The following is a 24,272-nucleotide window of genomic DNA, read 5'->3' on the forward strand; positions in this document are numbered from 1 at the left end:
TCAACCTCGCAGGGGAGTCATTTCGTGAAATGATGCCCACTCTGGCTTGCGCGCGCCAGGTGTGCGATAAGCAAAGGGTGAACATCCAACCCGATGGTGGACGAACGGCGAGGACATCGATGACGGAAGAGATCGAAGAACTGAACCGCCGAATCGAGCAAGCGGGTCGTGAACAATCCACCGACCTAGATCTATCGGGCCTCGGCATCAGATATCTGCCTGAGTCTGTCGGCAACCTCACCAACCTGACCAAATTGGACCTCCGTGGTAATCAGGTGACGGTCTTACCCGACTGGCTCGGCAACCTCACAAACCTCATCACCCTGAACCTCAATAACAATCAGTTGACAGTTTTACCCGATTGGCTCGGCAACCTTAGGGAACTCGCCATTCTGGACCTTGGTGGGAATCAGCTGACCGTCCTGCCTGAGTCACTTGGCAACCTCACCAACCTCACCACCCTGGCCCTCCATGGCAATCAGTTGACGGTATTACCTGATTGGATCGGCAACCTCACAAGTCTCCTCGGTCTGTACCTCCGCGGCAATCAATTGACGGTCTTACCCGATTGGCTCGGTGGCCTCACCAGCCTCACCGCTCTGGACCTTGGCGATAATCAACTGACCGTCCTACCCGAGTCACTCGGTAACCTCACCAACCTCAGCGTCGTGTACCTCTACAGCAATCAGTTGACGGTCTTACCCGATTGGCTCGGTAACCTTACTGGGCTCACCACTCTGGCCTTCTTCGGCAATCGGTTGATGGTCATACCCGATTGGCTCGGCAACCTTACTGAGCTCACCACCCTATACCTGAGCGGCATGCAGTTGACGGCCTTGCCCGATTGGCTCGGCAACCTCACCAACCTCGACATTTTGTACCTCAATGGCAATCAGTTGACGGTCTTACCCGATTGGCTCGCCAATCTCACCAACCTCGTCCGCCTGGACCTCGATCACACTCAGCTGACGGTGCTGCCCGATTGGCTCGGCGCCCTTCCCAAGCTCACCACCCTGGACATCAATGGCAATCAGCTGGTGAGTCCGCCGCCGGAAATCTGTGCGGCTGGTGGCGGATCGGCGTTGGCTTTCCTGCGTGCGCTGCAAGGGGGAAGCGCAGAGCAGTGGTTGTCGAAGATGCTGGTTGTCGGAGAGGCCGCGGTGGGCAAGACCTCGGTTGCCAAGGCCCTCTGCGGTCTGCCCTATGATCCGCGCGAGCCGCAGACGCATGGGGTGCATCTTGACCCCTTGGACCTGCCGCACCCTTCTCACATCGATCAGCCGGGTCCGGGCATGCGGTTGAACGTGTGGGATTTTGGGGGGCAGCTGGAGTATCGGGCTACTCAGCGCTTCTATTTGACCGATCGTTCGCTGTTTGTGCTGGTGTGGAACAGTCGTCGTGGGTGGCGGAGTGGCGGGCAGGTCGAGGCATGGATGCAGACCATCGTCAATGCCGCACCGAATTCCCCTGTTCTGATCGTGGCGACCCACTGCGCGGAGTCTGTCGCTGATCTGGACGAAGCGGATCTGCGTCGGCGCTATCCCTGTATCGCCGGGATATTCCGGGTGGATTGCGGCGACGGCACCGGTATCGATGCGCTGCGGGAGGAGGTGGCGCGGCAGGCTGCGGCGCTGCCGTTGATGGGGCAGCGGTGGCCCACCACCTGGATGGCCGCTGCTGAGAAATTGACCAGTCAGCCTGGGCGGTGGATCGGGACCCAGCAGGCCGATCAGATCATGGACGATTGCGGCGTTCATGACGAGACGGAGCGTAAGGTGCTTCGAGCAGCGCTGCATGACCGTGGGGAGATCCTGCACTTCGCTCATGATCCGCAGTTGCGCGAGACCATCGTGCTGCAGCCCGCCTGGGTCGACGGCATGATCACGCGGGTGCTGGACAGCCAGCAGATCGCCGACCGTGCCGGACTGCTCAGTCGTACGCACCGAGCCGAGCTTTGGCGTGATCTGGCCGATCCGGGGCTGGCGGAGATGTTGACGGCGATGATGGAGCGGTTCGATCTGGCCTATCGGGTCGATTCTCCTGATCACGAAGATGCGGCGCTGGTGGTCGAACGTTTGCCTGCCGGCGCTCCTGAACGGTTACCTGACGAGTGGGATCGGATCCTGGACGTGCCTGGCACGTCAGAGGTGCGTCTGACCTATCGGCTGTCGTCGCGTCAGGCGGGGATCCCCTCGTGGTTGATCGCGCGTGAGCATCGATTCACCACGGGCGTCGCCTGGGCGCGTGGGGTGCTGCTGCGCCACCATGATCACGCCGCCCGTGCTACCGACGGGGACGGCATTCGGTCGATGGCGTTGCTGATCGACGATGACGCGGCCCAGCCGACGATTCACCTCACCGTGCGAGGGACGGCGCCCTACACCTTCTACTCGATCTTGGATGAGGCGTTCACCGGCATCTTGGCCGAGCGTTATCCGGGTTTGCTGGTCCGCCGGTTCATCCCGTGTGGGTGCGCTGAACTCCCGGCTGTGTGCGGGCACGAATTCGACTACGCGATGGTGTTGCGCGCCTTGGAGCGCGGCGCACACCTGCAATGCGGGGAATCGTTCACCATGGTCGACCCGCGCACCCTGCTTCTGGGTCTTCGTCCTCTCCGCCTGGAATCCGCGTTAGCCGGCATCAACGACAGCCTGGGCCAGATTTCCGATGCCACGAGCAGGATCGAGCGCTCCCAACTTCACGTCCTGGACAGTGTCAGAGATCTCCTTCGTCATCGTGGCGAGCAGGCAGCCCAGTGCCCCAGCATCTTCACCATCACCAAAACCCGGACGCTGACCTACGAACTTCGACTCTTCTGCGAGCAACCTGACGGCCCTCATCCCCTCGATGACAACGCCGGCGTTTACGAGCTCAAGCGACTGCCCCAATGGCTGCGCCCCTACGCCCCCTACCTGCGATTCATCCTCTCTGGCATTCGCCGGGCCGTTCCCCTGGCGGGGCCGGTCCTGTCGGGCATGTTCGGCGTCGTACTCACTGAGGAAGACAAATCCCGGCTCGAACTCTCATGCAAGCTCCTCGACAATCTGACCGACCTCCCCGAGGACGACAGCTTCGCGCTGCACGAGCGGCGTGCGATAGGCCGTGACGGCGCAGGCCATCCAGACGCGGAGCGGGTCACCGCGAATTTCACCCAACTCCGCGAAGCGCTACTGGAACTCGACCCCACCGCGGAGTGGGGCGGGCTCCGCGAACGCGAACTCCCGGAGAACCGCGGCATCGTCTACCTGTGCCACCAGCACCGTCAAGCCCTCCGCTACCCAGCCCGAACGTAGCTCCTTGTGGTGAAATATGCCGCATGGAGCAGGCGAGGCAGTTGGTGGGCGAGATGCTGGTCTGCTGTTTCGTGGTCGTCCTGCTCACCGGCGGCTTCCTGGCGTTCTTCTACACGCCTGGCAACCAGATGGTGTTCTACGACGGCGCCTACGAGCCGCTGCGGACTATGCCCATGAGCGCCGCCTACAACTCGATCCTGGAGATCAGCTTCGAGGTGCGCGGCGGCCTACTCATGCGACAACTGCACCAAAGTTCCACTTACCTGCTCGTCTTTGGGACCGTCGTCTGGGCCCTGCTCGGCCGTTTCCGGTATGCGCTCGCGATGCTGTGCCTAGGCGTGCTCGGAGGGCTTTCCGGCTATGGGGCCGCCGACGATCTACTGAGCGGGACCGCTCTGGGAAGGCTGCCCACTCCCTGGTGGTACGGCCTGCACCTGCTGGTGGCGGTGGCCGTGGGCGCCGTGCTGGTGATCTCCTCGCAGCGGGAGGCCGCCCGGCAACCCAGAACATTTCGCTTGGTCGCTCTGAGCCTGGGTCTCACCGTTCTGGCGATCTTCTGGCTCTGACTCGGATCTGGAACGACCCCTGGTGAGAGACCGTGGACGTGCCTAGGGTTGGCGTCCGAGAAGGTGTCGGCGAGAGGAAGGGGCACTCCGATGGGAGCTTTTGCGGCGGAGTTTGAGGTGCTTGATGAGCGGTTCGCTGGGGTGGGTGGGGATCACTGGGTTGAGCGGATTTATCACGGGTGCCGATGGGCTGAGGGGCCGGCGTACGTGGCGGCGGGGCGGTATCTGGTGTGGAGTGACATCCCGAACGATCGGATGTTGCGGTGGGATGAGATGACGGGGAACGTGGGGCCGTTTCGGGTGCCTGCGGGGTATACGAATGGGCACACGATTGATCGGCAGGGGCGGCTGGTCTCTTGTGAGCATGGGAATCGGCGGGTGACGCGTACCGAGCATGATGGGTCGATCACAGTGGTCGCGGATCGGTGGGAGGGGAAGCGGTTCAACAGTCCCAATGATGTTGTGGTGAAGTCGGATGGTTCGATCTGGTTCACCGATCCGCGGTATGGGATCGACAGCGACTACGAAGGACATCAGGCGGAGAGTGAGATCGGCAACGATCAGGTTTATCGGGTCGATGGGGTGACGGGGCAGGTCACCGTTGTCGCGGCTGACTTCGTCAGGCCGAATGGGCTGGCGTTCTCGTTGGATGAGTCCCTGCTTTATGTCGTCGACACGCGTCGTAAGCACCTACGGGTCTTCGACGTGGACGGGCAGGTGTTGCGACACAGCAGGGTGCTCGCGGAGTGCTCGGCGGGCAGTTTCGATGGGATCAGGCTCGACACGGCAGGGCGGATCTGGGCCGCGACGGGCGAAGGTGTGCACTGCTTCGCCCCGGATGGGACATTGATCGGCAAGCTCAAGCTTCCCGAGAAGACGTCGAACCTGGTCTTCGGCGGCCTGAAGCGCAACTGGCTGTTCATGACGGCGACCACCTCGGTGTACGCGATCATGACCAACGTTCGCGGGGCATAACGCTAAGGTCCGGAGAGGACTTCCGTTTGGGGGCGCGGATCGCGGAGGTCGCAGCCGACGGCGCCCATGGCGAAGTCGTACATGAGCTCCAAGGCTTGGTCCCTGGTCATACTGGCCCCCATGACCACATGGAACCCGTAAATATCCTCCAGACCTACGAAATTTCGGGCGATGGACAGCACGGGCGAGCTGGGGGTGAAGACGCCGAGCGCCGCCCCGGTAGTGATCACGGATTCGTAGATCGAGACCTGGCTGTCGTGGAGGCTCTTCCACGAGACCTGGTAGATCGGATTGCGGCGAATCACCCCGGTGAACTCGTTGATCAGGCACGCCAGCTCATCGTCCGGACCGGTCGCGACACCCCGCTCGATCAGCGCCCGCAACCGCTCCACCGGATCATCGATCGTCCGCACGAGCTCCCAGCGCGAGTGTGCGAACCGCGCGATCGCATCCGCCTGCACCTGCCGCAGTAACTCATCGATCGTCGGAAAGTAGTACGTCACCGACCCCGGCGACATGCTCGCCGCCTGGGCGATGTCACGGACACCGACCGTCTCCAGCCCGCGCTTGAGTATGGCCTTGCGGGCGGCCTCCAGCAGGTGCTTCCGCCGGGCAACTTGATCCTTCTTCCGTGACATGCCGACACCCTACTGCCAATCCGCCGTACAGACGAGCGAAGAATTAATTGAACCGTAACGGGCTGCTCAGACGGTCTTGTCCAGGGTATTGACATGCCCCAATCCATCATTCTTTACTTGCCCGTACGAAGAAAGAAGGTCGCTGGCTACGTCGCCTCGGGGCGCGCCTTCCAACGCCGACCCATGCACCAGACCCATGAACAGGGAGTCGATCAGCCATGCGAAGCAGACTGTTGTGCTGCGCTGTCGCCGCGACCTTGCTGGCCACCGGATGCGCGGAGCGGGCCGGGCAACCGGGCCAGGCCGCGGCCTCCTCCACGCCGTCGACGCCGGGTTTCCTGGCGGTGGCGGACAACTCCGCGGCCCCGGGCGGCAAGGTCACCCTGCAGGTGGCGATCGACAACGCGGCGGCGGCGGGGCTGGATCCGCAGATGTCCCAGGCGGCGGCCTCGTGGAACCTGATGAGCTTCGTCTACCAGCCGCTCGTCACCGTGGGACCCGACTACACGATCGAGCCGCTGCTCGCCGAGAAGTGGGCGACCCCGGATCCCACCACCTACGTGTTCACCCTCCGCCCGGGCGTCTCCTTCTCCAACGGCCGCGCGCTGACCGCCGACGACGTGGTCGGCAGCATGAAACGCCTGCTGGCCGGCCAGTCCGTCTGGGCCGGTCAGCTCGGTCCGGTCGAGTCGGTGGAGAAGACGGGCGACAACGAGGTGACGTTCAAGCTGAAGTCGCCGTACACGCCGCTGCTCGGGGCGCTCGCCAACATCAACGCGTCGATCCTGCCGATGAAGGAGATCGACGAGAAGTCGATCGACATCACCAAGGAGACGCTGGGCACCGGTCCTTTCGTGGTGGGTGAGCACCGGCAGGACGTGGCGTGGACGTTCAAGAAGAACCCGGCGTACTGGAACAAAGAGCAGCCGGTGGTGGACACGCTGACCGTGGAGATCGTGCCGCAGGAGGCGACCCGGCTGGCGGCGCTTCGGGATGGTAGCGCGCAGATGTCCGCGTTCGTGAACGCCGACACGGCGAAGCTGCTGGAGGGTGTGCCGAACGTGCGGGTCGCCGGTCAGGCCACCACTGACTACCACTACCTGAACCTGAACTCGCTCGGGAAGACCTTCGCCGACCAGCGCGTACGGCAGGCGGTCAATATCGCCCTCGACCGCAAGCAGATCGCGGAGGTCGCCACCGGCGGGCAGAGCAAGCCGACCGGCGTCACCCCCGAAGGCCTGCCCGACGCCTGCGACCCCGCGAAGGTCCCGTCGGCGACGGCCGGGCTGGAGAAGGCGAAAGCGCTGCTCAAGGAGGCGGGCGCGGAGAACCTCACGTTCACCCTCGTCACGTATACGACGGATCCGGTGCTGGGGCAGATCGCGCAGATCATGCAGCAGAACCTGCAGCGGATCGGCGTCACCATGAAGATCGAGCTGCTCGACGAGGGCACCTGGGCCAACCGGGTGTATGTGGAGAGCCCTCCCAATTTCGACGCCTCGATGACCTGGTTCGCCGGGTATGTGGATGGCGCGATGGTCTCCCGCTGGTGGAACCCGGACACCTCGCACTTCAACAAGGCGTTCATGAAGACCGACCCCGAGCTGAACGCCCTCATCGAGAAGGCCGCCGCCGATCTGCCCGGTCCGACCAGGGCCGCGACGTTCCAGCAGCTGTGTGACCGCGCCGACGCGAACGCGGAGATGATCCCGCTGGCGACCCGGCCGCAGTACCTGGCCTACCGGTCGGACACGTTGAGTCCGAACATCATGGCAAGCGAGGGCTACGGCAACCCGTATCGGATGATTTCCACCTTCCGTGAGCTGAGCCGATGAGATTGTTCGTGTGGTCGGCCACCCGGCTGCTCAGCGCCGCGCTGACGCTGCTCGGGGTGTCGATCCTCATTTTCGGCGCGATGCGGCTGATGCCCGGCGGTTACGCCACCATCGTGCTCGGACCGCTCGCCTCGCCCGAGCAGCGCGCCGAACTCACCGCCAGCTTCGGGCTGAACGACCCGGTTCTGGTGCAGTACACCCACTGGATCCAGACGGCCTTCGGCGGCGATTTCGGCCGATCCCTGGTCAGCAACGATCCGGTGGCCGCCGAGCTCGGCTCCCGGCTGCCGGTGACGTTGCAGCTCACGCTCATGTCCGCCATTCCGGGCGTGCTCATCGGCGCGGCCCTCGGCATCCTCATCGCCGTACGGCGCGGCACCCGCGGCCGCGCCCTGGGCCGGATCGCCAGCGCCCTCGGCGTCAGCCTGCCGGAATACGTGATCGGCGGCATCGCCGTGTACCTCTTCTCCAGGTACGCCCTGGGCCTCACCGTCGGCGGTTACGTGCCGTTCGGTGAGGATCCGGCCACCAACCTGGCCGCGATGGTGCTGCCCGCGAGCGTGCTCGCCGTGTTCGTGGTGTCGGCGACCGCGCGTACGACCAGGGACGCGGTGTTGAACGTGCTGCACGAGCCGTACATCACGACAGCCGTGTCACGAGGCCAGTCGCCGTGGTCGATCGTCCGGTATCACGTGCTGCGGAATGCCGCGATTCCGGTGCTGGTCGTGGCGTCGACCGTCACCGCGTACCTGCTGGGCGGGGCCGTGATCGTCGAGTATCTGTTCAATCTGCCCGGAGTGGGGTCCTACGTGGTGCAGGCCATCAGCCGCCGCGACTACGCCGTCGTGCAGGCGGGGGTGCTGCTGGCCGCCGCGCTGTTCATCCTCACGAACACGGTCGTCGACCTGCTCGTGGGCGTGATCGATCCGCGGCTCGGAGTGTCGAAATGAAGCGGCTCGATGGGATCGCGCGGAGCGGGCTCATATTCCTGCTGGCGCTCGTGGTGCTCGTCGTGGTCGCGCAGCTGACCGGGCTCGGCGGCGACCCCGAGAAGATCGTCGGGCCTCGGCTGGCGCCGCCGGGGCCGGAGTGGTGGCTCGGCACCGACAGTCTGGGGCGTTCGACGCTGCCCCGGGTGCTGCAGGGCACCGGGACTTCGCTGCTGCTGTCGGCGGTCGCCGTGCTCGCGACGGCCGTGGTGGCGACCGCGCTCGGCGTGCTGGCCGGATACAAGGGTGGCGCGCTGAACGAGATCGTGATGCGCGTCGTCGACGTCCTGTACTCGTTTCCGGCCATCATCCTGGCGATTCTGGTCGCCGCGCTGGTCAACCCGGGGCTGGACGCGGCCGTGGCCAGCATCGTGCTGGTGACGATCCCGCTCATGACCCGCGTGGTGCGGGCGGCGGCGCTCACCGTCTCGCACCGCGACTACGTCACCTCCGCGATCATCAGCGGCGCGCGCCTGCCCCGCGTGCTCGCACGGCACATCCTCCCGAACGTCGCCGGAACGGTCGCCGTCCAGGGCACGTACGCGCTGTCCATCGGCATCCTCGTCGAAGGTGGCCTCAGCTTCCTGGGGCTGGGCGTGCAACCGCCGCAGGCCTCCCTCGGCGTGCTGATCTCGGAAGGGACCGTCTACCTGACATACGCGCCGTGGCTGCTGCTCGGTCCCCGGCATGGTGCTCGTGCTGGCGATCCTGTCCATCAACGTGCTCGGCGACGGCCTGCGCGACCAGCTCGACCCGCGAACTTCGAGGTCGCTGACATGACACATCTGCTCGACGTGCGGAACCTGGTCGTCGACTACGTGCTGGCCGATCGCCGGGTGCGCGCCCTCGACGGGGCCAGCCTCACCATGGCGGAGGGGGAGAGCGTGGCGCTGGTCGGCGAGAGCGGCTCCGGCAAGTCCACGCTCGGCTCGGCCGCCGGCCGGCTGCTGCCGCCCTCCGCCGACCTGCGGTCCGGCGACGTCGCGGTGCTGGGCGAGTCGCTGACCGGTCTGTCCAACGCGCGGATCAGGCAGGTACGGCGAGAGCGGCTCGGCTTCGTCTTCCAGGACCCGATCGGCGCCCTCGACCCGACCATGCGGATCGGCCGCCAGATGCGGCTGGCGGGAGGCGATCGCGAGAGCCTCGAACGGGTGCGCCTGGGCGACCCGGAACGTGTCATGCGGGCGTTCCCGCACCAGCTCTCCGGCGGCATGGCGCAACGAGTTGGCATCGCCATGGCGCTGTCGGCCCGCCCCCGCCTGCTGGTCGCCGACGAACCCACGGCGGCGCTCGACAGCCAGGTCCGGCAGGACGTGCTCGACACCGTGTTCGCGCTGGCCGCCGAGGCCGGAACCGGCATCCTGCTGCTCACCCACGACCTGTCGGCCGTCTCCCGCCGCTGCTCGCGCATGGCCGTCATGTACGGCGGCCGCGTCGTCGAGGACGGTCCGACCGCGGCGGTGCTGGGGGCTCCGTTGCATCCGTACACGGCGGCGCTCGCCCGTTCCGTGCCCGGTAACACCGTGCGCGGCGAGCGATTGGAGGCGATCCCCGGGCGTCCGCCGGTGCTGACCGCAGAGTCGGCCGGGTGCGCGTTCGCGGCACGCTGCGCCTTCGCCGAGGATCGCTGCCGCAGCGAACGCCCGGTCCCGACACAGGTCGACGGTCGTACGGTGCTCTGCCATCGCGTGGCGGAAGGAGTCTCATGACACTGCTCGAACTCGACGAGGTGACCGTGCGGTTCCGCACCGGTCCGCCGTTCCGGCGGCACGCGCACGACGCGATGCGCAACGTCTCCCTGCTGGTACGGCCTGGCGAGACGCTTGGCCTGGTCGGCGAATCCGGCTCGGGCAAGACCACGACCGGCATGGCCGCCCTCGGGCTGCGCCGCCCGACGACCGGACGAGTGCGGTTCGGCGGTGTGCCGTTTCCCAAGAATCGGCGTTTGCTGGCCGGTCGGCTGCAGGCCGTGCTGCAACATCCGCAGTGGTCGCTGAACCCTCGCATGCGGATCGGGCAGAGCGTCGCCGAACCGCTCGACGTGCTCGGCGGCGCGTCCAAAGCCGAAACGGCGGAGCGGGTGCCGAACCTGCTCGCCGACGTCGGCCTCGACCCCAGCCTCGCCCGGCGTTACCCGCACGAACTCTCCGGCGGGCAGCGGCAGCGCGTCTCGATCGCGCGGGCGCTGATCACCAGGCCGGAGTTCATCGTCTTCGACGAACCCGTCAGCGCGCTCGACGTCTCGGTGCAGGCGCAGATCCTCAACCTGGTCCGCGACCTGCAGGCCCAGTTCGGGTTCGGCGCGCTGTTCATCTCCCACGACCTGGCGGCCGTGCGGTACGTCGCCGCGCGCATCGCCGTGATGTGCGCCGGCGAGGTCGTCGAGACCGCCGACACCGAAGTTTTCTACACCCATCCCCAGCACGAATACTCACGCCGGCTACTGGAGGCATTGTGACCACCCGCTCCCACCTCGCGCCCTTCTCCCGGTTCGCGCAGGGCGTCATCGGCAACCGGGACCTGCGCCTGGTGCCGCAGGCGAGTCCCGGTGCGCGTACGGTCGCGTTCGACTTTCCGGGGGTGGAGGTGGGGACGGCCGAATACGCGGAAGGGCCGACCGGGTGCACGGTGGTGCATGTTCCGGCCGGCGCTCGTACGTTCACGGACGCGCGGGGCGGTGCGGTCGGGATGAGCGGCGCGTATGACCGGAACCATGCGATCTGCCTGACCGGCGGGTCGGTTTACGGGCTGTCGGCTGTGGCCGGGGTCAGCGCGGAGTTGCTGGAACGGCAGCAGAACTGCACGCGCTGGGATGTGCTGCAGTGCGTGTCGGGTGCGGTCATCTATGACTACTCGGCCAGGGACAACGCCATCACCCCCGACGAGGAGCTGGGCCGGGCCGCGTTGCGCCATGCCCGCGCCGACCGGATCGCCGTCGGCAGGGCTGGGGCCGGGGCCAGCGCGACCGTCGGAAAGGTCGACCATGTCCGGGCCGAATTCGCCGGTCAGGGCGCCGCTTTCCGGCAGTACGGTCAGATCAAGATGCTCTTCGTGACTGTGCTCAACGCCGTCGGCGTCATCGTCGATCGTGAGGGAAGGGTTGTGCGGGGCAACCTCTGGAGCGAGCCCCTCGAACGGCGTCATCCCCTCACCGACTACGAGAACGGCATCAACGGCGCTAACCTCGCCCCCGTGCACGGCAACACCACGATCAGCGTGCTGGTCACCAACGTCAAACTGTCTGACTACTCGCTCCGCCAGCTCGGGCTCCAGGTGCACAGTTCCATGCACCGGGGCATCCAGCCCTTCCACACCGAAAGCGACGGCGACACCCTGTTCACCCTCACCACCGACGAGGTGGACCTGACCGGAATCAGTACGGCCGGCTTTGGCACCTTGGCATCCGACACCGCGTGGGACGCCATCCTGGCCGCCCTCGACTAAACACCAGCCCCAATGGTTCGCGATCTTGATACTTCACCCATCCGGCCTGCGAAAACGCCTATCTCACCGGGCAGCCCGCCTCCCCGCGTCGCCCGCCAGGCTGCGCGCCGACAGCCCGCCGGATCACAGGCCGGCGATCCGGGGTCGGTCCCGGGCGGCCCGGCCGGCGCGAACGCGCCGGCGGGGCCATGAGGCCGTTCGCGCAGGTCAGGATGTCGATACCAGGTGTCTAGACAGCGTGCTGAACAACCAGGGCCAGATGCGCTAATGACAAAACGTCGTGCTACTCCTCTTGGCGCCGGGGCGGTGAGAACCACCACCCTGCGTGATCGGCGCCGGATAACGGCGAGCGACCTGGCGGGCTGCTCATTCTGGTGGGCGCCCGAAGGTTTCGACCTGAATGCGACAACGTCTGGCCCGACTCTGACGTAGACGAATCCGATGACCCCAAACGATCTCGATGGGACCCCCGCCATGACTGGACACGATTTCTTCGCGCAGCCGAATTTGGTGCGGCCTGATGTGGATGTCGATCAGGCCAGGGCTGTGGCAGCGCATTATTTCGGGGTGGAGGGGGTCGTTGAGGAGCTGGGGAGCAATCAGGATCGTAACTTCCGCATCGACTCGCCTCGGGGGCGGTTCTTGTTGAAGATCGCGAATCCGGTGTTTTCCGATCTGGAGCTGGATGCTCAGGATCAGGCGCTGGTGCGGTTGGCGGGAGCCGTACCGGATATGCGGGTGCCGCGGCCGGAGCTGAGCCGGGATGGAGAGTACATCGCGCGGTTCGGTGAAGATGGCGCTGTGCTGCGGGCTCGGTTGCTGAGTTTTGTGCCTGGGTTCTCGTTGTTCGATTCGCGGTATCTGGCTCCGGTGGTCGTCGGGCGGCTGGGGGCGATGGCAGGCCAGGTGGTGGCGGGGCTCGCGGATTTCCAGCATCCGGGGCTTGAGCGGGTGAGTCAGTGGGATCTGCGGAACGCTCGGCGGGTCTGCGAGGCGCTGGCCGGGTTCATGGGCGATGCGGGGCGGGCCGAGGTTGTGCGCGGCGCGGTCGAGGCGGCGTGTGATCGGCTTGACGCGCTCTCGCCCGAGTTGCGGGTGCAGGCCATTCACGGGGACGTCACGGATGACAATGTCGTCTGCGAGCGGGAACGGAATGGGCGTCCCGTCCCGACAGGGCTCATCGATTTCGGTGATCTGGGCAGCGGCTGGATCGTGGGCGAACTGGCGACGACATGCGCCGCCATTCTGCTTCACTCACCCGAGCGCCCGCTCGCGCTGCTACCCGCCGTCAGAGCGTTCCACCGGATCGTGCCACTCACCGACGCCGAAATCGCGGCACTCTGGCCCGCGATCGTCGCCCGCACCGGCGTCCTGGTGGTCAGCGGCGAACACCAGGAACTCATCGACCCCGACAATGAGTACGCCATTCAACGCATGGACAACGAATGGCAGTCCTTCGAGGCCGCGATGAACCTCCCGGCCGAGGTCGCACACACCGCATTCCGCGACGCATTGACCAAAAAATCCCCGAAACGAACGGCATCCCGCGGCTCGCTCCTCCTCCCCGGACTCCCCGAATCCGACACGGCCATCGTCGACCTGACAGCACAAAGCGAGACACTCCGGGACGGAACCTGGCTGAACCCCGACGCCGAAATTCAGCTCGCCCGCCGATCAACCACCGCCATTTTCCGGTACGGCGAGGCACGCCTGACCCGCACTTCAATACACAGCGACCACGCCCCCGAAAGCGTCTCCCTGGGCGTGGAAATCTTCTGCCCTTCCGGAACTCCGGTGGCAGCTCCCTTCGACGGGGTTCTGTGCTCGGTAACCGGTTCCGTAGTTCTCGCAGGCGTCGACGCCGACCTGCATCTCCAGGGCGTCTCGCCGTCCAGGGCCCCCGGCGAACACGTCAAGGCGGGTGACCTGCTGGGGGAGGTGGAGGCTCAGACGCAAGGGCCACAAGGGCGTGCGGAAGCACCCGGGGAGTTCGCCCCACACCGGGAAGCTCAGCAGCGAGAGCTACAAAGGCGTAGCGACCTGCTGGGGAAGGTGGAGGCTCAGACGCAAGGGCCACAAGGGCGTGCGGAAGCACCCGGGGAGTTCGCCCCACACCGGGAAACTCAGCAGCGAGAGCTACAAAGGCGTAGCGACCTGCTGGGGAAGGTGGAGGCTCAGACGCAAGGGGCACAAGGGCGTGCTGAACTACCCGGGGGGCTCGCCCCTCACCGGGAAACTCAGCAGCGAGGGCTAGAAAGGCGTAGCGACCTGCTGGAGGGGGTAGTCCCGGACCCGGTGCCTGGTGACGGCATGGGGAGGCTTTTCGTTCAGCTGTGCACGGTTCGCGGTTCGATGCCTCCCGCGTTTGTCACGGCTGAGATGGCAGCTGCGTGGGGGAGCGTCTGTCCCGATCCTTCGCCGCTGATCGGACTGGACTGTGCGGTGCCCGCTGAGCCGACCAGTGGGGATGTGCTTGAGCTGCGGCGGAAGGCTTTCGCCGAGGTGCAGGAGAACTACTACGAGGATCCGCCCAGGATCGAGCGTGGTTGGCGGCAACACTTGAGCGACCTAGATGGCCGGACTTATCTCGACATGGTGAACAACGTCGCCGCCGTCGGCCATGCGCATCCCCGGTTGAACGCGGCGGTCAGCCGCCAATGGAACCTGCTCAACACGAACTCTCGCTTCAATTACCGGGCCGTCGCCGACTTTTCGAAGCGCTTGGCCGATCTGCTGCCCGACCCGCTCGACACCGTCTTTCTGGTGAACAGCGGCTCCGAAGCGGTGGACCTGGCGCTTCGGCTGGCTCAGACGTTCACCCAGCGGCAGGACATCGTCTGCGTGGCAGAGGCGTATCACGGGTGGACGATAGGCTCCGACGCGATCTCCACCTCGACCGCCGACAACCCCAACGCGCTCACCACGCGGCCCTCATGGGTGCATCCGGTATTCGCACCGAACATGTTCCGTGGACAATTCCGCGGACCGGACGCCGGTGCCCGATACGTCGAGAACGCCCTCCAGGTCATCGAGACAGCCGCGACCTCCGGGCAGCCTCCCGCCGCGTTCATCTGCGAAGCCTTCTACGGAAACGCCGGTGGCGTGCCCCTCCCCGACGGATACCTGCAGGACGTCTACGCAGCCGTCCGCGCGGCAGGCGGCCTGTGCATCGCCGACGAGGTGCAAGTCGGATACGGCCGACTAGGCCACCACTTCTGGGGCTTCGAACAGCAGCACGTAACCCCCGACATCGTCACCGTCGCCAAAGCCATGGGCAACGGCCACCCCCTGGGCGCGGTAATCACCCGCCGCGACATCGCGGAAGCGTTCTCCCGAAACGGCTACTTCTTCTCCTCCGCCGGCGGAAGCCCAGTCAGCTGCGCCGTAGGAATGACCGTCCTCGACATCATCGCCGACGAATCCCTCCAACAGAACGCCGCCACAATCGGCACCCACCTCCGCACCCGCCTCGAATCCCTCGCCCACGACCACCCTATAATCGGCGCAGTCCACGGAATGGGCCTCTACATGGGCGTAGAACTAGTCCGAGACCAATCCACCCTGGAACCCGCCCCCGACGAAACCGCCGCCATCTGCGAACGCCTCCTCGACCTCGGCGTAATAGTCCAACCCACCGGCGACCACCTCAACGTCCTAAAAATCAAACCCCCCATGTGCCTCACCCCAGAAAGCGCCAACTTCTTCATCGACACCCTCACCCGCACCCTCCACGACGGCTGGTGACGGAAACCTCAGCGGACGCCTGCTTTCTGGGAGGCTGCGGCCTCGGGGCGGAGGTCGGTGAGGGTGAGCATGTGGGTTGGGGGGTCGGGGAGGATCAGGTGGTGGGTGATGGTGAGGTCGGGGGCGGCGTGGATGAGTTCGCCGGGCTTCATCAGGCGCCAGTTTGGGTCCTCGTCCATGGGCTCGCTGGCTATGACGAGGGAGGGGGCCGTGGCGAGTTCGGTGGAGTGGACGCGGATTCGGCCGTGGGTGCCGCAGTGTTGGAGGTCGTGGCTGGTGGGGTGGCGTTTGAGTAGGTAGAGCTCGTGGGTGTCGGGGTAGCGGAGGGCCCACAGGTCGTCGGGGGTGACCAGGATGAGGTTGAGGGCGTAGAGGGGGAGGTGGGCGGCGATCCAGCGGACCGCGCTGGTGATGCCCGCTCCGACGTCGCCGCCGTGGGCGCGGGTCTCCCGGGTGATCAGGGCGAAGACGCGCTCGGAGTCGGTGTCGCCTTTCACCAGGGCGAGATCCGGACCCAGGTGGTCGTCGAGCAGATCCATTCCCTCGACGACACCGTTGTGCGCGAACAGTCGGCCGTCCTGTTCGAACGGGTGGGTGTTGCGGTCCTCCAAGCCGCCGACGGAGGCGAAACGCACGTGCGCGATGAACGTGGTCGATTCCGCGTCCATCGCCTCCTCGGCGAAACACCGATCCTCGTACGCGGCGATGGGCGCCTTGTAGACCTGCGGAGTGCCATCCGCGGCGAAATACCCGAGACCCGCCCCGTCGGGGTCACGATGGCTCTGCGCCGACAGGCTGTCCGGCGCGCACAGCAGCCAGAAGGTGGCGCTGGTTCGCCGCGGCGCCCCACTCAGCCCGAACAGACGGCACATCCTGATTCCCCCGACGACTCGACAGCTGGCAGATCGCGATTGCCCCGACGGCTCGGTCCGAACAGATGGCACATCGCGATCTCCCGACGACGTTTCCCTCTGAGGCCTACCCAGATTTCCCGCGTTTTGAATGAACTAGTCTTAATTGAGTCGTGATATGGGCCGTTCTGGCCTGAGTATTGAATGGTATTGCAGCGACATTGATACGCGGTTCACCGAAAGAGAGCGTTCTCGCGAGCGGAACACTGCTATGTCGCCTTGGATCTTCGTCGCCCCAGCCCGGGTCCCCGTCCCACGCCCGACCACATGCGCCTTCGTCGGCCCTGACCAGACGACGCTGGCGATCACCACCGCCCGCGTCGGCCTGAACACCCTCGCCCTCAGCGAGGCGCCGCCCTCCGGCCGCGTGCTCCTCCTGGACCCTCCCCACCCCCTGTTTCGCCGGTTGACCGATGCCTCTGTTACAGGGGAATGAACCGTGCCAGCCTGCCCGCCGTAGCTGGTGGGGATGGGGTTGTTAGTTGCTCGATCAACGGAGTGGTGATGAACAAGTCGTTGGAAGTGCTCACCACAGAGCTCGTCATCGGGGGAATGACCTGCGCCGCCTGCGCGGCCCAGATCGAGCGCTCGCTGCGAAGCTTCGACGGGGTGACGGTGACGGTCAATTATGCGACCGAGCAGGCGACCGTCACCCATCCGGCCCATCTGGACCCGGCGACCCTGGTGGCGGAGGTCGAGCGCGCGGGCTACACGGCCGAACTGCGCCACGCGACGCGTTGCGAGGAGGAGCCGCTCCGGGGGCTGGAGGAGCGCCTGATCATTTCCGCGTCCTGCGCGGCCGGCGTGTTCGCCCCGGCGGTGATCCCGGCGCTGGGAGTGCCCGGCTGGGAGTGGGTCGCGCTGGCGCTCACCCTCCCCATCGTCGCCTACGGCGCGTGGCCCTTCCACCGTGCGCGCACCCTCGTGTCGCTGGGCATCCTGGCCTCGTTCGGCTGGTCGCTGTGGAACCTCTCCTTCGCGGTGACCGCCGCAATCACCCTCATCGCCCTCACCGGCGCCTACCTGGAGGCCCGAGCCAAACGCCACACCGGTACGGCCCTGCGCGCCCTATACGATCTCGGCCCCAAAGACGCCACCCTCCTCCGCAACGGCGAAGTGATCCACGTCCCGGCCGACCGCGTCACCGTGGGCGACGCCTTCCTCGTCCACCCCGGCGAGAAGATCGCCACCGACGGCGTCGTGATCGAAGGCCACTCCGCCGTCGACGCCAGCGGGCTGACCGGCGAATCCATCCCGATGGAGGTCGGCGCGGGCGACCGGGTCGTCGGGGCGACGGTCAACGCGGGCGGGCGGCTGATGGTGCGCGCGACCCGGGTCGGCCATGACAGCCGGCTCGCCCAGATCACCCGCCTGGCCGAAGCCGCCCAGTCCGGCAAGACCGAAGTCCAGCGCCTGGCCGACCGGGTGTCCGCGATCGCCGTCCCCGTGGTCCTCTCGATCGCCGCCGCCACCCTGGTGGCCTGGCTCGGCCTGGGCGCGCCCGCGCCGGACGGGATCGGCGCGGCCATCGCCGTCCTGATCATCGCCTGCCCGGCCGCGCTCGGGCTGGCCGTGCCGACGGCGCTTCGGGCCGGCACCGGACGTGGCGCTCAGCTCGGCATCCTGGTCAAAGGCGCGGACACGTTGGAGCGTGCCCGCCGGATCGACACGATCGTGCTGAACAAGACCGGCACGGTGACCGAGGGCCGGATGCGGCTGGCCTCCGTGATCGCCGCCGAAGGTGAGTCCCGGGAGGAGATCCTCGCGTTGGCGGGCGCGGTGGAGCGTGCCTCAGAACATCCCATCGCCCGTGCGATCGACGAGGCCGGCGGTTCGGTCCTGCCGGTCGAGGAGTTCGCCGCGTTGCCCGGTCGCGGCGTCGAGGGCTGGGTGGCCGGGAAGTGGGTGCTGGCCGGGCGCCGGGAGCTGCTGGTCGAACGGTGGGGGGAGCTGCCGGACTCCCTGGAGAAGGCGCTGGCCGAGGCGGTGGGAACGGTGATCGTCGTCGGGTGGGACGGGCTCGCGCGCGGCGTGCTGGTGATCGCGGACTCGGTGAAACCCACGTCAGCGCGAGCCATCCGGAATCTGAAGGCGCTGGGATTGTCCCCGCTGTTGCTTACCGGAGATCGGGCGTCCGTGGCCACCCGGGTGGCCGCCGAGGTCGGCGTCAATTTCGTGCTGGCCGGGCTGCTGCCCGAAGGGAAAGTTGAGGCGATTCGGGCGTTGCAGCGGCAGGGACGCGTGGTCGCGATGGTCGGCGACGGCGTCAACGACGCGGCGGCCCTCGCTCAGGCCGACCTGGGCATCGCGACGAGCACCGACAGGGCGATCGAGGCATCAGACCTCACCCTGGTCCGCGGCGACCTCCGGGTGGCTTCCGACGCGATCCGCCTCTCCAGGCGCATCCTGACGACCATCAGAGGCAACCTCTTCTGGGCATTCGCCTACAACCTGGTAGCTCTCCCTCTGGCCGCGACAGGCCTGCTCTCCCCTGTGGTCGCCGCCGCCACGATGGCCCTGTCGGGCATCCTCGTGGTCGCCAACAGCCTGCGCCTGCGCCGGTTCCGCTAGGCCGTGTCGGCAAAGTTCTCGGCGGTCCTGAGGGTTACTTGGCAGGAGCGTACGGTCCGCCGAAGGTTCCTTGAAAGAAGTCCGGGAGGCGGTGTCGGATTGGAGGGGAGGTGTTCGTTGGAGGGGTGAATGGCCGCCCACGAGGAGCGCCCCCAAAAGCACAGGAGATGATCCGAGATGCAGTACCTGGTTTCCGTGATCTTTGACAAGGATAGCTTGGCCACTGAGGACGAGCAGGCAGCGATCGACGTGTTCAACGACCGACTCGTGGCCGAGGGCTACTGGGTCTTCGCCGGTGGCCTCGGGGCGCCCAGTTCGGCCACAGTGATCGACAACCGGGGTGGGGAGGCGATGTTCACCGACGGGCCCTTCCTGGAGTCCAAGGAGTATCTCGCCGGCTTCTGGATCACCGAGGCCACGGACCTCGACGTGGCGCTCAAGCTCGCCGCCGAAGGGTCGAAGGCCTGCAATCGCAAGGTCGAGGTGCGGCCGTTCCTGTGAGCAGGATCGACGTCCAGGAGGCGATCACCCAGGCGCACCATGCGGAATGGGCTCGGGTGATCGCCTCCCTGACCAGGCGTTTCGGTGATCTCGACATCGCCGAGGAGGCGGCGGCCGAGGCGTTCGCGACCGCCGTCCAGCGGTGGCCGGCCGACGGTGTGCCCCCCAACCCCGGCGCCTGGCTGACCATGACCGCCAACCGCAAGGCCATCGACCGGATCCGGCGCGAGAACAAACGCGACGACAAGCACAAGGAGGCTCAGATGCTGCAGGACAACACCCCACCCGGGCCGCTGGGCGCCATCGAAGACGAGCGGCTCCGGCTGATCTTCACCTGCTGTCACCCGGCGCTGGCGATGGAGACCCGCGTGGCGCTGACGCTGCGCATGGTCGCCGGTCTGACCGTGCCCGAGATCGCCCGTGCCTTCCTGGTGCGGGCGAGCGCCATGGAGCAGCGGATCACCCGCGCGAAGGCCAAGATCAAGGCTGCTCGCATCCCGTATCGGGTGCCGTCCGCGGAGGATCTCCCGGACCGCGTCCGCGGCGTACTCGCCGTTGTCTTCCTCGTCTTCAACGAGGGCTACCTGGCGACCGGCCCCGACACCGATCCCGTACGTCACGACCTGACCGCCGAGGCGATCCGGCTCACTCGCCTGATCCGTGCCCTCATGCCGGCAGACGGCGAGGTGGCCGGGCTGCTGGCGCTGATGCTCCTCATCGAGGCCCGCCGCACCACCCGGGTTTCGGGCAGCGGCGAACTGGTCACCCTCGACGAGCAGGACCGTGGGTCCTGGGACGCGGCGCTGATCGCCGAGGGCCACCAGCTGGTACGCGAGCGCCTGGCCGCCAGAGTGGCCCCGGGTCGCTACCAGATCCTGGCGGCGATCAACGCCGTGCACACCTCCGCCCGCGACGTACGCGACACCGACTGGTCGCAAGTCGTCGCCCTCTACGACCAGCTCGTCCACCTCGACCCCTCGCCGATCATCGCCCTCAACCGGGCCATCGCGGTCGCCGAGCTCGACGGTCCGGAGGTGGCACTGGCAGCCGTCGACCGTCTTGAGGACAGATTGGCCGGCTATCACGCCTACCACGCGACCCGCGCCGACCTACTGCGTCGGCTGGGCCACAGTCACAAGTCACGCGAGGCCTACGACAAGGCCATCGAGCTTGCGGGCAACACCGCCGAGACCGCCTATCTGACCCGCCGCCGCGACCAGCTGGGTAGTGACCTGGCCTAGTGCCACATTCCCACGCGTACGGGGACGCCGAGGGAAGCATGCAGCAGCGGCGGGTTGTCGGGGGCGGGGAGGTTGGTGGCTTGGAGGATGGTTTCGTCCAGATGGGTGAGGGTGGCTTTGTTGAGAGGCCACGGGGGATGTTCGACCGTCGCGACGGCGAGGCGGCCCGAGACCAGGGTGAAGAGGTGATAGCGGGCGGTCAGGAAGTGGGCCAGCTCGTCGGGGCGGTCGAGGTGGGAGCCGACGTTGACGTCCAGGTCGGCCCGGACGCCGGTGTGGCGGCGCTGGCAACGGTAGGTCCAGTGGGTGGCGTTTCTGGTGACCGACATGTCCGACCAGAAGTAGGGAAGTCGGAAACCGGCCCGGCCGCCCAGGACGGCGGGGAGGCGGGCGGCGTCCAGCGAGAAGAACCAGACGCCGGAACGGCCGGACTCGTCGTGGACGTAGGTGCGGACGTTCGTCTCGGGGAAACGGGACAGCCAGGGCAGGGGAGGGGTGCCGGACAGCCGTACCCCTTTCATGAGGAACGGGACCAAGCCTACCCAGGCGCTGCCGTCGAAGGTCTCCACCGTGAGGCCGGGCGGCAGCAGCGGGGCGACGACGTCGGCAGGATAGCGCCAGTGCACGAAGGTCAGCTCCGACCAGCGCTGGTGCATGACCGGTCTGGACACGGTGGGGGACGGCGGGGCGCGCATAACAGCCTCCTACCCGGGAAGCGGCCCGATCCCCCAGCCGGCTAGACGTCCAATTTGACCTGGTAGTCCCTGAGCCAGGCGTCGAGCTGGAGGATACGTTCCAGGGGAGCCCTGCTCCCCATGGAACTTGTCTCGTCCACGGGCTTGCCGATCAGGGTACGCATCGCGGCGATGTCCATGATCTGCCTGCTGGGCAGGGCGTCGTCGCGCAGGAGATCGCCCACCGCCGCGCGCAGGGCCTGCTCGTAGCCGGGGTCCTGGGTCGACGGGTACGGACTCTTGACTCGTTGCAGGACCGACTCGGGGAGGACGTCCGCGCAGGCGGCGCGGAGCAGGCTCTTCTCGCGGCCGTCGAAGGTCTTCATGGCCCAGGGGGCGTTGAAGACGTACTGCACCAGGCGGTGGTCGCAGAACGGGACGCGGACTTCCAGGCCGACGGCCATGCTCATGCGATCCTTACGATCCAGGAGGAGCTGCACGAACCTGGTCAGGTTCAGGTAGCTGATCTCCCGCATGCGCCGTTCGTGACCGGTCTCCCCGGGCAGCCGGGGCACCTCGGCGAGCGCTTGGTGGTAGCTGTCGGCCCGATAGGCGGGAATGTCCAGCGCCTCCCGCAGGTCCTCGTCCAGCAGGTCCAGGTTCGCGTTGCCGCTGATGTCGCCCCACGTCAGCCACGGGAACATGTCGGCGTTGACCGCCACCGGGTCGTGGAACCACTGGTAGCCGCCGAACACCTCGTCGGCCGACTCGCCGGACAGAGCCACGGTGGAGTGCCCGCGGATGGCCTTGAACAGCAGGTAGAGCGAGGTGTCCATGTCGCCCATGCCGACCGGCAGGTCGCGCGCGTGCAGCACTCTCGCACGGACCGCCGGGTCCATCAGCTCACCTGAGTCGAGCACGATGTCGGCATGCTCGGAGCCGACGTGGCGCACCAGATCGTGCACGTACGGCGTGTCGGGGGTCGCGCGCGCGGCGTCGGGCTTGAAGTTCTCGGTGTAGCCGACGAAGTCGACGGAGAACGAGCGGACCTTGCCCAGCCCCTGTTCGCGCAGATCCTTGGCGGCGAGCGCGGTGACCGCGCTGGAGTCCAGGCCGCCGGACAGCAGCGTGCACAGGGGAACGTCGCTGATCAGCTGGCGGGCGATGATGTCGTCCAGCAGCCCCCGCACCGTGGCCACGGTGGTCTCGACGTCGTCGGGATGCTCGTAGGACTCCAGCTGCCAGTAGCGGCGCTTGGTGATGCCGTCCCGGCGGATTGTGACGGTTTGGCCGGGGCGAACCTCGTACATGCCCCGGAAGATCGCGTGTTCCGGTGTCTTGACGAACGCCAGCATCTCGCGCAGCCCGTCCGCGTCGACGACGCGCTCGGCGAGCGGGTTGGCCAGGATCGCCTTGGGCTCCGAGCCGAACAGCACTCCGTGCGCGGTCGGGTAGTAGTAGAGCGGCTTGATGCCCATCCGATCCCGCACCAGCAGCAGCTCCTCCCGCCTGACATCCCAGACCGCGAAGGCGAACATGCCGTTGAGATGCCCGGCGAGCTCCTGACCCCATTCGAGATAGGCGCGCAGCACGACCTCGGTGTCGCTGCGCGTCCTGAACCGGTGCCCCCGCCCTTCGAGCTCCCGCCGCAGCTCCAGGAAGTTGTAGACCTCCCCGCTGTAGGTGAGTACGGCCACCTCCCGCCCGTCCTCCTCGGCGACCATCGGCTGTAGGCCGCCCGCTAGGTCGATGATGGCCAGCCGGCGATGCCCGATCGCCGCGTGCGCCGCCGTCCAGAGCCCCTCGTCGTCCGGCCCGCGGCAGGCCATCGTGTCCACCATCGCCTGAGCGATCTCCCCGGACCTGGTCAGGTCCCGCTCATAGTCCACCCACCCCGTGATTCCGCACATGCGCACGACCTCCAATCATCAGTGTCAACACCGTGATCAGAAATCGATATGCCCAGGTCAAGCAAGCTTTGACAGCAGCAGGGGAATCACCGGCTGAAGCCCGCGGTCAGGCCGCTGAGGAGCTGGCGGCGGCCGACGACGTACAGGATGAGGATCGGGAGGGTGGTGAGCACGACGGAGGCGAGGATGGCGGGGACGTTCACGCTGTACTGCCCTTGGAAGGCCCAGAGCGCGAGCGGCAGCGTGCGCTTGTCGGGGCTCTGGGTGAGGATCAGCGGCAGCAGGAAGCCGTTCCAGATGGTCAGCGCGTTGTAAATCGCCACCGTCACCACGGCGGGGCGGGTGAGCGGGAACGCCAGACGCCAGAGCGTCGCCCATTCGGTGGCGCCGTCGATCCGCATCGACTCGAACAGTTCCCTGGGCACGTCACGGATGAAGTTGGACAGGACGAGCACGGACAGCGGGATCGCGAAGGCGATCGACGGCAGGATCATCCCCAGCAGGCTGTCGTACAGGTGCAACCTAATGATGATCAGATAAATCGGGATGATGGTGGCTTGCAGCGGGATGGCCAGACCCATGAGGAACAGCGAGTTCACGACGCGCAGGACCCGGCTGGACGCGCTCCGCACGATCGCGTAGGACGCCATGAAGGACATGATGACCGCGGGGATCACCGCGCCGAGGGTGACGACGAGGCTGTTGATGAAGTACTGCGCGAAGTCGGCCTCGATGACCATCTGGTAGTTCCGCAGGGTCGGTTCGGTCGGCGGCGCCAGCGGGTTGGTCGCGTAGTAGCTGCTCTGCAGCTTGAAGCTGGTGATGACGATCCAGTAGATGGGGATCACCACGACCGCCAGCCAGAGCCAACTGGCCACACCGGCCAGCCAGTTCCGGTGGCCGCCGACCGCGCCCTGGCGGGTGGTGGGCCGGGGCGGCGCGGCGGACTGCTGCTGTTCCTGGGTCAGGGTCGTCGCCAT

General features: G+C 66.7%; 17 protein-coding genes. 12 read left to right on the forward strand and 5 right to left on the reverse strand.

Going from position 1 to position 24,272, the window contains the following annotated elements:
- The first annotated feature begins 119 nt into the window (after positions 1–119).
- The 3 genes from Aple_RS34655 (at position 120) to Aple_RS34665 (ending at position 4,834) form a co-directional block, all read left to right on the forward strand.
- On the forward strand, positions 120–3,293 hold the full coding sequence (locus Aple_RS34655; protein ID WP_170321800.1) for a leucine-rich repeat domain-containing protein: 3,174 nt from the start codon (positions 120–122) through the stop codon (positions 3,291–3,293).
- A gap of 23 nt (positions 3,294–3,316) precedes the next feature.
- Positions 3,317–3,859, forward strand: coding sequence for a cytochrome b family protein (locus Aple_RS34660; protein WP_155348962.1), 543 nt, complete (start codon positions 3,317–3,319; stop codon positions 3,857–3,859).
- Positions 3,860–3,949: 90 nt separating this feature from the next.
- Positions 3,950–4,834: an SMP-30/gluconolactonase/LRE family protein gene (locus Aple_RS34665; protein WP_155348963.1), complete on the forward strand. Its 885-nt coding sequence runs from the start codon at positions 3,950–3,952 to the stop codon at positions 4,832–4,834.
- A gap of 2 nt (positions 4,835–4,836) precedes the next feature.
- On the opposite strand, the gene Aple_RS34670 is transcribed toward Aple_RS34665, so the two are convergent.
- Positions 4,837–5,472, reverse strand: coding sequence for a TetR/AcrR family transcriptional regulator (locus Aple_RS34670; protein ID WP_155348964.1), 636 nt, complete (start codon positions 5,470–5,472; stop codon positions 4,837–4,839).
- A gap of 218 nt (positions 5,473–5,690) precedes the next feature.
- Here Aple_RS34670 and Aple_RS34675 point away from each other — a divergent pair, with 218 nt between their 5' ends.
- The 6 genes from Aple_RS34675 to Aple_RS34705 all read left to right on the forward strand — a co-directional run bounded on the left by Aple_RS34675 (position 5,691) and on the right by Aple_RS34705 (position 15,484).
- On the forward strand, positions 5,691–7,307 hold the full coding sequence (locus tag Aple_RS34675; RefSeq protein WP_155348965.1) for an ABC transporter substrate-binding protein: 1,617 nt from the start codon (positions 5,691–5,693) through the stop codon (positions 7,305–7,307).
- Positions 7,304–8,257, forward strand: a complete 954-nt coding sequence (locus Aple_RS34680) for an ABC transporter permease (RefSeq protein ID WP_155348966.1) — start codon at positions 7,304–7,306, stop codon at positions 8,255–8,257. Before Aple_RS34675 ends, Aple_RS34680 begins: the two co-directional genes overlap by 4 nt.
- The gene (locus Aple_RS53735; RefSeq protein ID WP_218038648.1) at positions 8,254–10,005 is read left to right on the forward strand and encodes a dipeptide/oligopeptide/nickel ABC transporter permease/ATP-binding protein; all 1,752 of its coding nucleotides are present in this window, start codon (positions 8,254–8,256) and stop codon (positions 10,003–10,005) included. The genes Aple_RS34680 and Aple_RS53735 overlap by 4 nt, the downstream gene beginning before the upstream one ends.
- A complete protein-coding gene (locus Aple_RS34695; RefSeq protein ID WP_155348968.1) occupies positions 10,002–10,754 on the forward strand; it encodes an ABC transporter ATP-binding protein in 753 nt (250 codons plus the stop codon). Before Aple_RS53735 ends, Aple_RS34695 begins: the two co-directional genes overlap by 4 nt.
- On the forward strand, positions 10,751–11,740 hold the full coding sequence (locus Aple_RS34700; RefSeq protein WP_155348969.1) for a P1 family peptidase: 990 nt from the start codon (positions 10,751–10,753) through the stop codon (positions 11,738–11,740). The genes Aple_RS34695 and Aple_RS34700 overlap by 4 nt, the downstream gene beginning before the upstream one ends.
- A gap of 474 nt (positions 11,741–12,214) precedes the next feature.
- Positions 12,215–15,484, forward strand: a complete 3,270-nt coding sequence (locus tag Aple_RS34705) for an aminotransferase family protein (protein ID WP_218038649.1) — start codon at positions 12,215–12,217, stop codon at positions 15,482–15,484.
- 8 nt (positions 15,485–15,492) lie between these two features.
- Here the strand turns inward: Aple_RS34705 and Aple_RS34710 are convergent, their stop codons facing one another.
- The gene (locus Aple_RS34710; RefSeq protein ID WP_155348971.1) at positions 15,493–16,356 is read right to left on the reverse strand and encodes a class II glutamine amidotransferase; all 864 of its coding nucleotides are present in this window, start codon (positions 16,354–16,356) and stop codon (positions 15,493–15,495) included.
- A gap of 543 nt (positions 16,357–16,899) precedes the next feature.
- Here Aple_RS34710 and Aple_RS34715 point away from each other — a divergent pair.
- The 3 genes from Aple_RS34715 to Aple_RS34725 all read left to right on the forward strand — a co-directional run bounded on the left by Aple_RS34715 (position 16,900) and on the right by Aple_RS34725 (position 20,708).
- Positions 16,900–18,966 (forward strand): heavy metal translocating P-type ATPase, encoded by a 2,067-nt coding sequence (locus Aple_RS34715; RefSeq protein WP_155348972.1) that lies wholly within the window; start codon positions 16,900–16,902, stop codon positions 18,964–18,966.
- A gap of 177 nt (positions 18,967–19,143) precedes the next feature.
- On the forward strand, positions 19,144–19,467 hold the full coding sequence (locus Aple_RS34720; protein WP_155348973.1) for a YciI family protein: 324 nt from the start codon (positions 19,144–19,146) through the stop codon (positions 19,465–19,467).
- A complete protein-coding gene (locus tag Aple_RS34725; RefSeq protein ID WP_155348974.1) occupies positions 19,464–20,708 on the forward strand; it encodes an RNA polymerase sigma factor in 1,245 nt (414 codons plus the stop codon). Before Aple_RS34720 ends, Aple_RS34725 begins: the two co-directional genes overlap by 4 nt.
- On the opposite strand, the gene Aple_RS34730 is transcribed toward Aple_RS34725, so the two are convergent.
- From Aple_RS34730 to Aple_RS34740, 3 genes are all read right to left on the reverse strand, one after another.
- Positions 20,705–21,403, reverse strand: coding sequence for a YqjF family protein (locus Aple_RS34730; protein WP_155348975.1), 699 nt, complete (start codon positions 21,401–21,403; stop codon positions 20,705–20,707). The two genes, Aple_RS34725 and Aple_RS34730, sit on opposite strands and share 4 nt — an antisense overlap.
- A gap of 41 nt (positions 21,404–21,444) precedes the next feature.
- Positions 21,445–23,292, reverse strand: coding sequence for an asparagine synthase (glutamine-hydrolyzing) (gene asnB, locus Aple_RS34735; protein WP_155348976.1), 1,848 nt, complete (start codon positions 23,290–23,292; stop codon positions 21,445–21,447).
- An 86-nt stretch (positions 23,293–23,378) separates the two neighbouring features.
- The gene (locus Aple_RS34740) at positions 23,379–24,272 is read right to left on the reverse strand and encodes a carbohydrate ABC transporter permease (RefSeq protein ID WP_155348977.1); all 894 of its coding nucleotides are present in this window, start codon (positions 24,270–24,272) and stop codon (positions 23,379–23,381) included.

The sequence above is a fragment of the Acrocarpospora pleiomorpha genome, assembly GCF_009687885.1.
Classification (GTDB): Bacteria; Actinomycetota; Actinomycetes; order Streptosporangiales; family Streptosporangiaceae; genus Acrocarpospora; species Acrocarpospora pleiomorpha.

What these genes read in the sequence shown, in the direction of transcription:
- Aple_RS34655 (WP_170321800.1), top strand. Translation starts at nt 120, where the DNA reads ATGACGGAAGAGATCGAAGAACTGAACCGCCGAATCGAGCAAGCGGGT.
- Aple_RS34660 (WP_155348962.1), top strand. Translation starts at nt 3,317, where the DNA reads ATGGAGCAGGCGAGGCAGTTGGTGGGCGAGATGCTGGTCTGCTGTTTC.
- Aple_RS34665 (WP_155348963.1), top strand. Translation starts at nt 3,950, where the DNA reads ATGGGAGCTTTTGCGGCGGAGTTTGAGGTGCTTGATGAGCGGTTCGCT.
- Aple_RS34670 (WP_155348964.1), bottom strand. Translation starts at nt 5,472, where the DNA reads ATGTCACGGAAGAAGGATCAAGTTGCCCGGCGGAAGCACCTGCTGGAG.
- Aple_RS34675 (WP_155348965.1), top strand. Translation starts at nt 5,691, where the DNA reads ATGCGAAGCAGACTGTTGTGCTGCGCTGTCGCCGCGACCTTGCTGGCC.
- Aple_RS34680 (WP_155348966.1), top strand. Translation starts at nt 7,304, where the DNA reads ATGAGATTGTTCGTGTGGTCGGCCACCCGGCTGCTCAGCGCCGCGCTG.
- Aple_RS53735 (WP_218038648.1), top strand. Translation starts at nt 8,254, where the DNA reads ATGAAGCGGCTCGATGGGATCGCGCGGAGCGGGCTCATATTCCTGCTG.
- Aple_RS34695 (WP_155348968.1), top strand. Translation starts at nt 10,002, where the DNA reads ATGACACTGCTCGAACTCGACGAGGTGACCGTGCGGTTCCGCACCGGT.
- Aple_RS34705 (WP_218038649.1), top strand. Translation starts at nt 12,215, where the DNA reads ATGACTGGACACGATTTCTTCGCGCAGCCGAATTTGGTGCGGCCTGAT.
- Aple_RS34710 (WP_155348971.1), bottom strand. Translation starts at nt 16,356, where the DNA reads ATGTGCCGTCTGTTCGGGCTGAGTGGGGCGCCGCGGCGAACCAGCGCC.
- Aple_RS34715 (WP_155348972.1), top strand. Translation starts at nt 16,900, where the DNA reads ATGAACAAGTCGTTGGAAGTGCTCACCACAGAGCTCGTCATCGGGGGA.
- Aple_RS34720 (WP_155348973.1), top strand. Translation starts at nt 19,144, where the DNA reads ATGCAGTACCTGGTTTCCGTGATCTTTGACAAGGATAGCTTGGCCACT.
- Aple_RS34730 (WP_155348975.1), bottom strand. Translation starts at nt 21,403, where the DNA reads ATGCGCGCCCCGCCGTCCCCCACCGTGTCCAGACCGGTCATGCACCAG.
- asnB (WP_155348976.1), bottom strand. Translation starts at nt 23,292, where the DNA reads ATGTGCGGAATCACGGGGTGGGTGGACTATGAGCGGGACCTGACCAGG.
- Aple_RS34740 (WP_155348977.1), bottom strand. Translation starts at nt 24,272, where the DNA reads ATGGCGACGACCCTGACCCAGGAACAGCAGCAGTCCGCCGCGCCGCCC.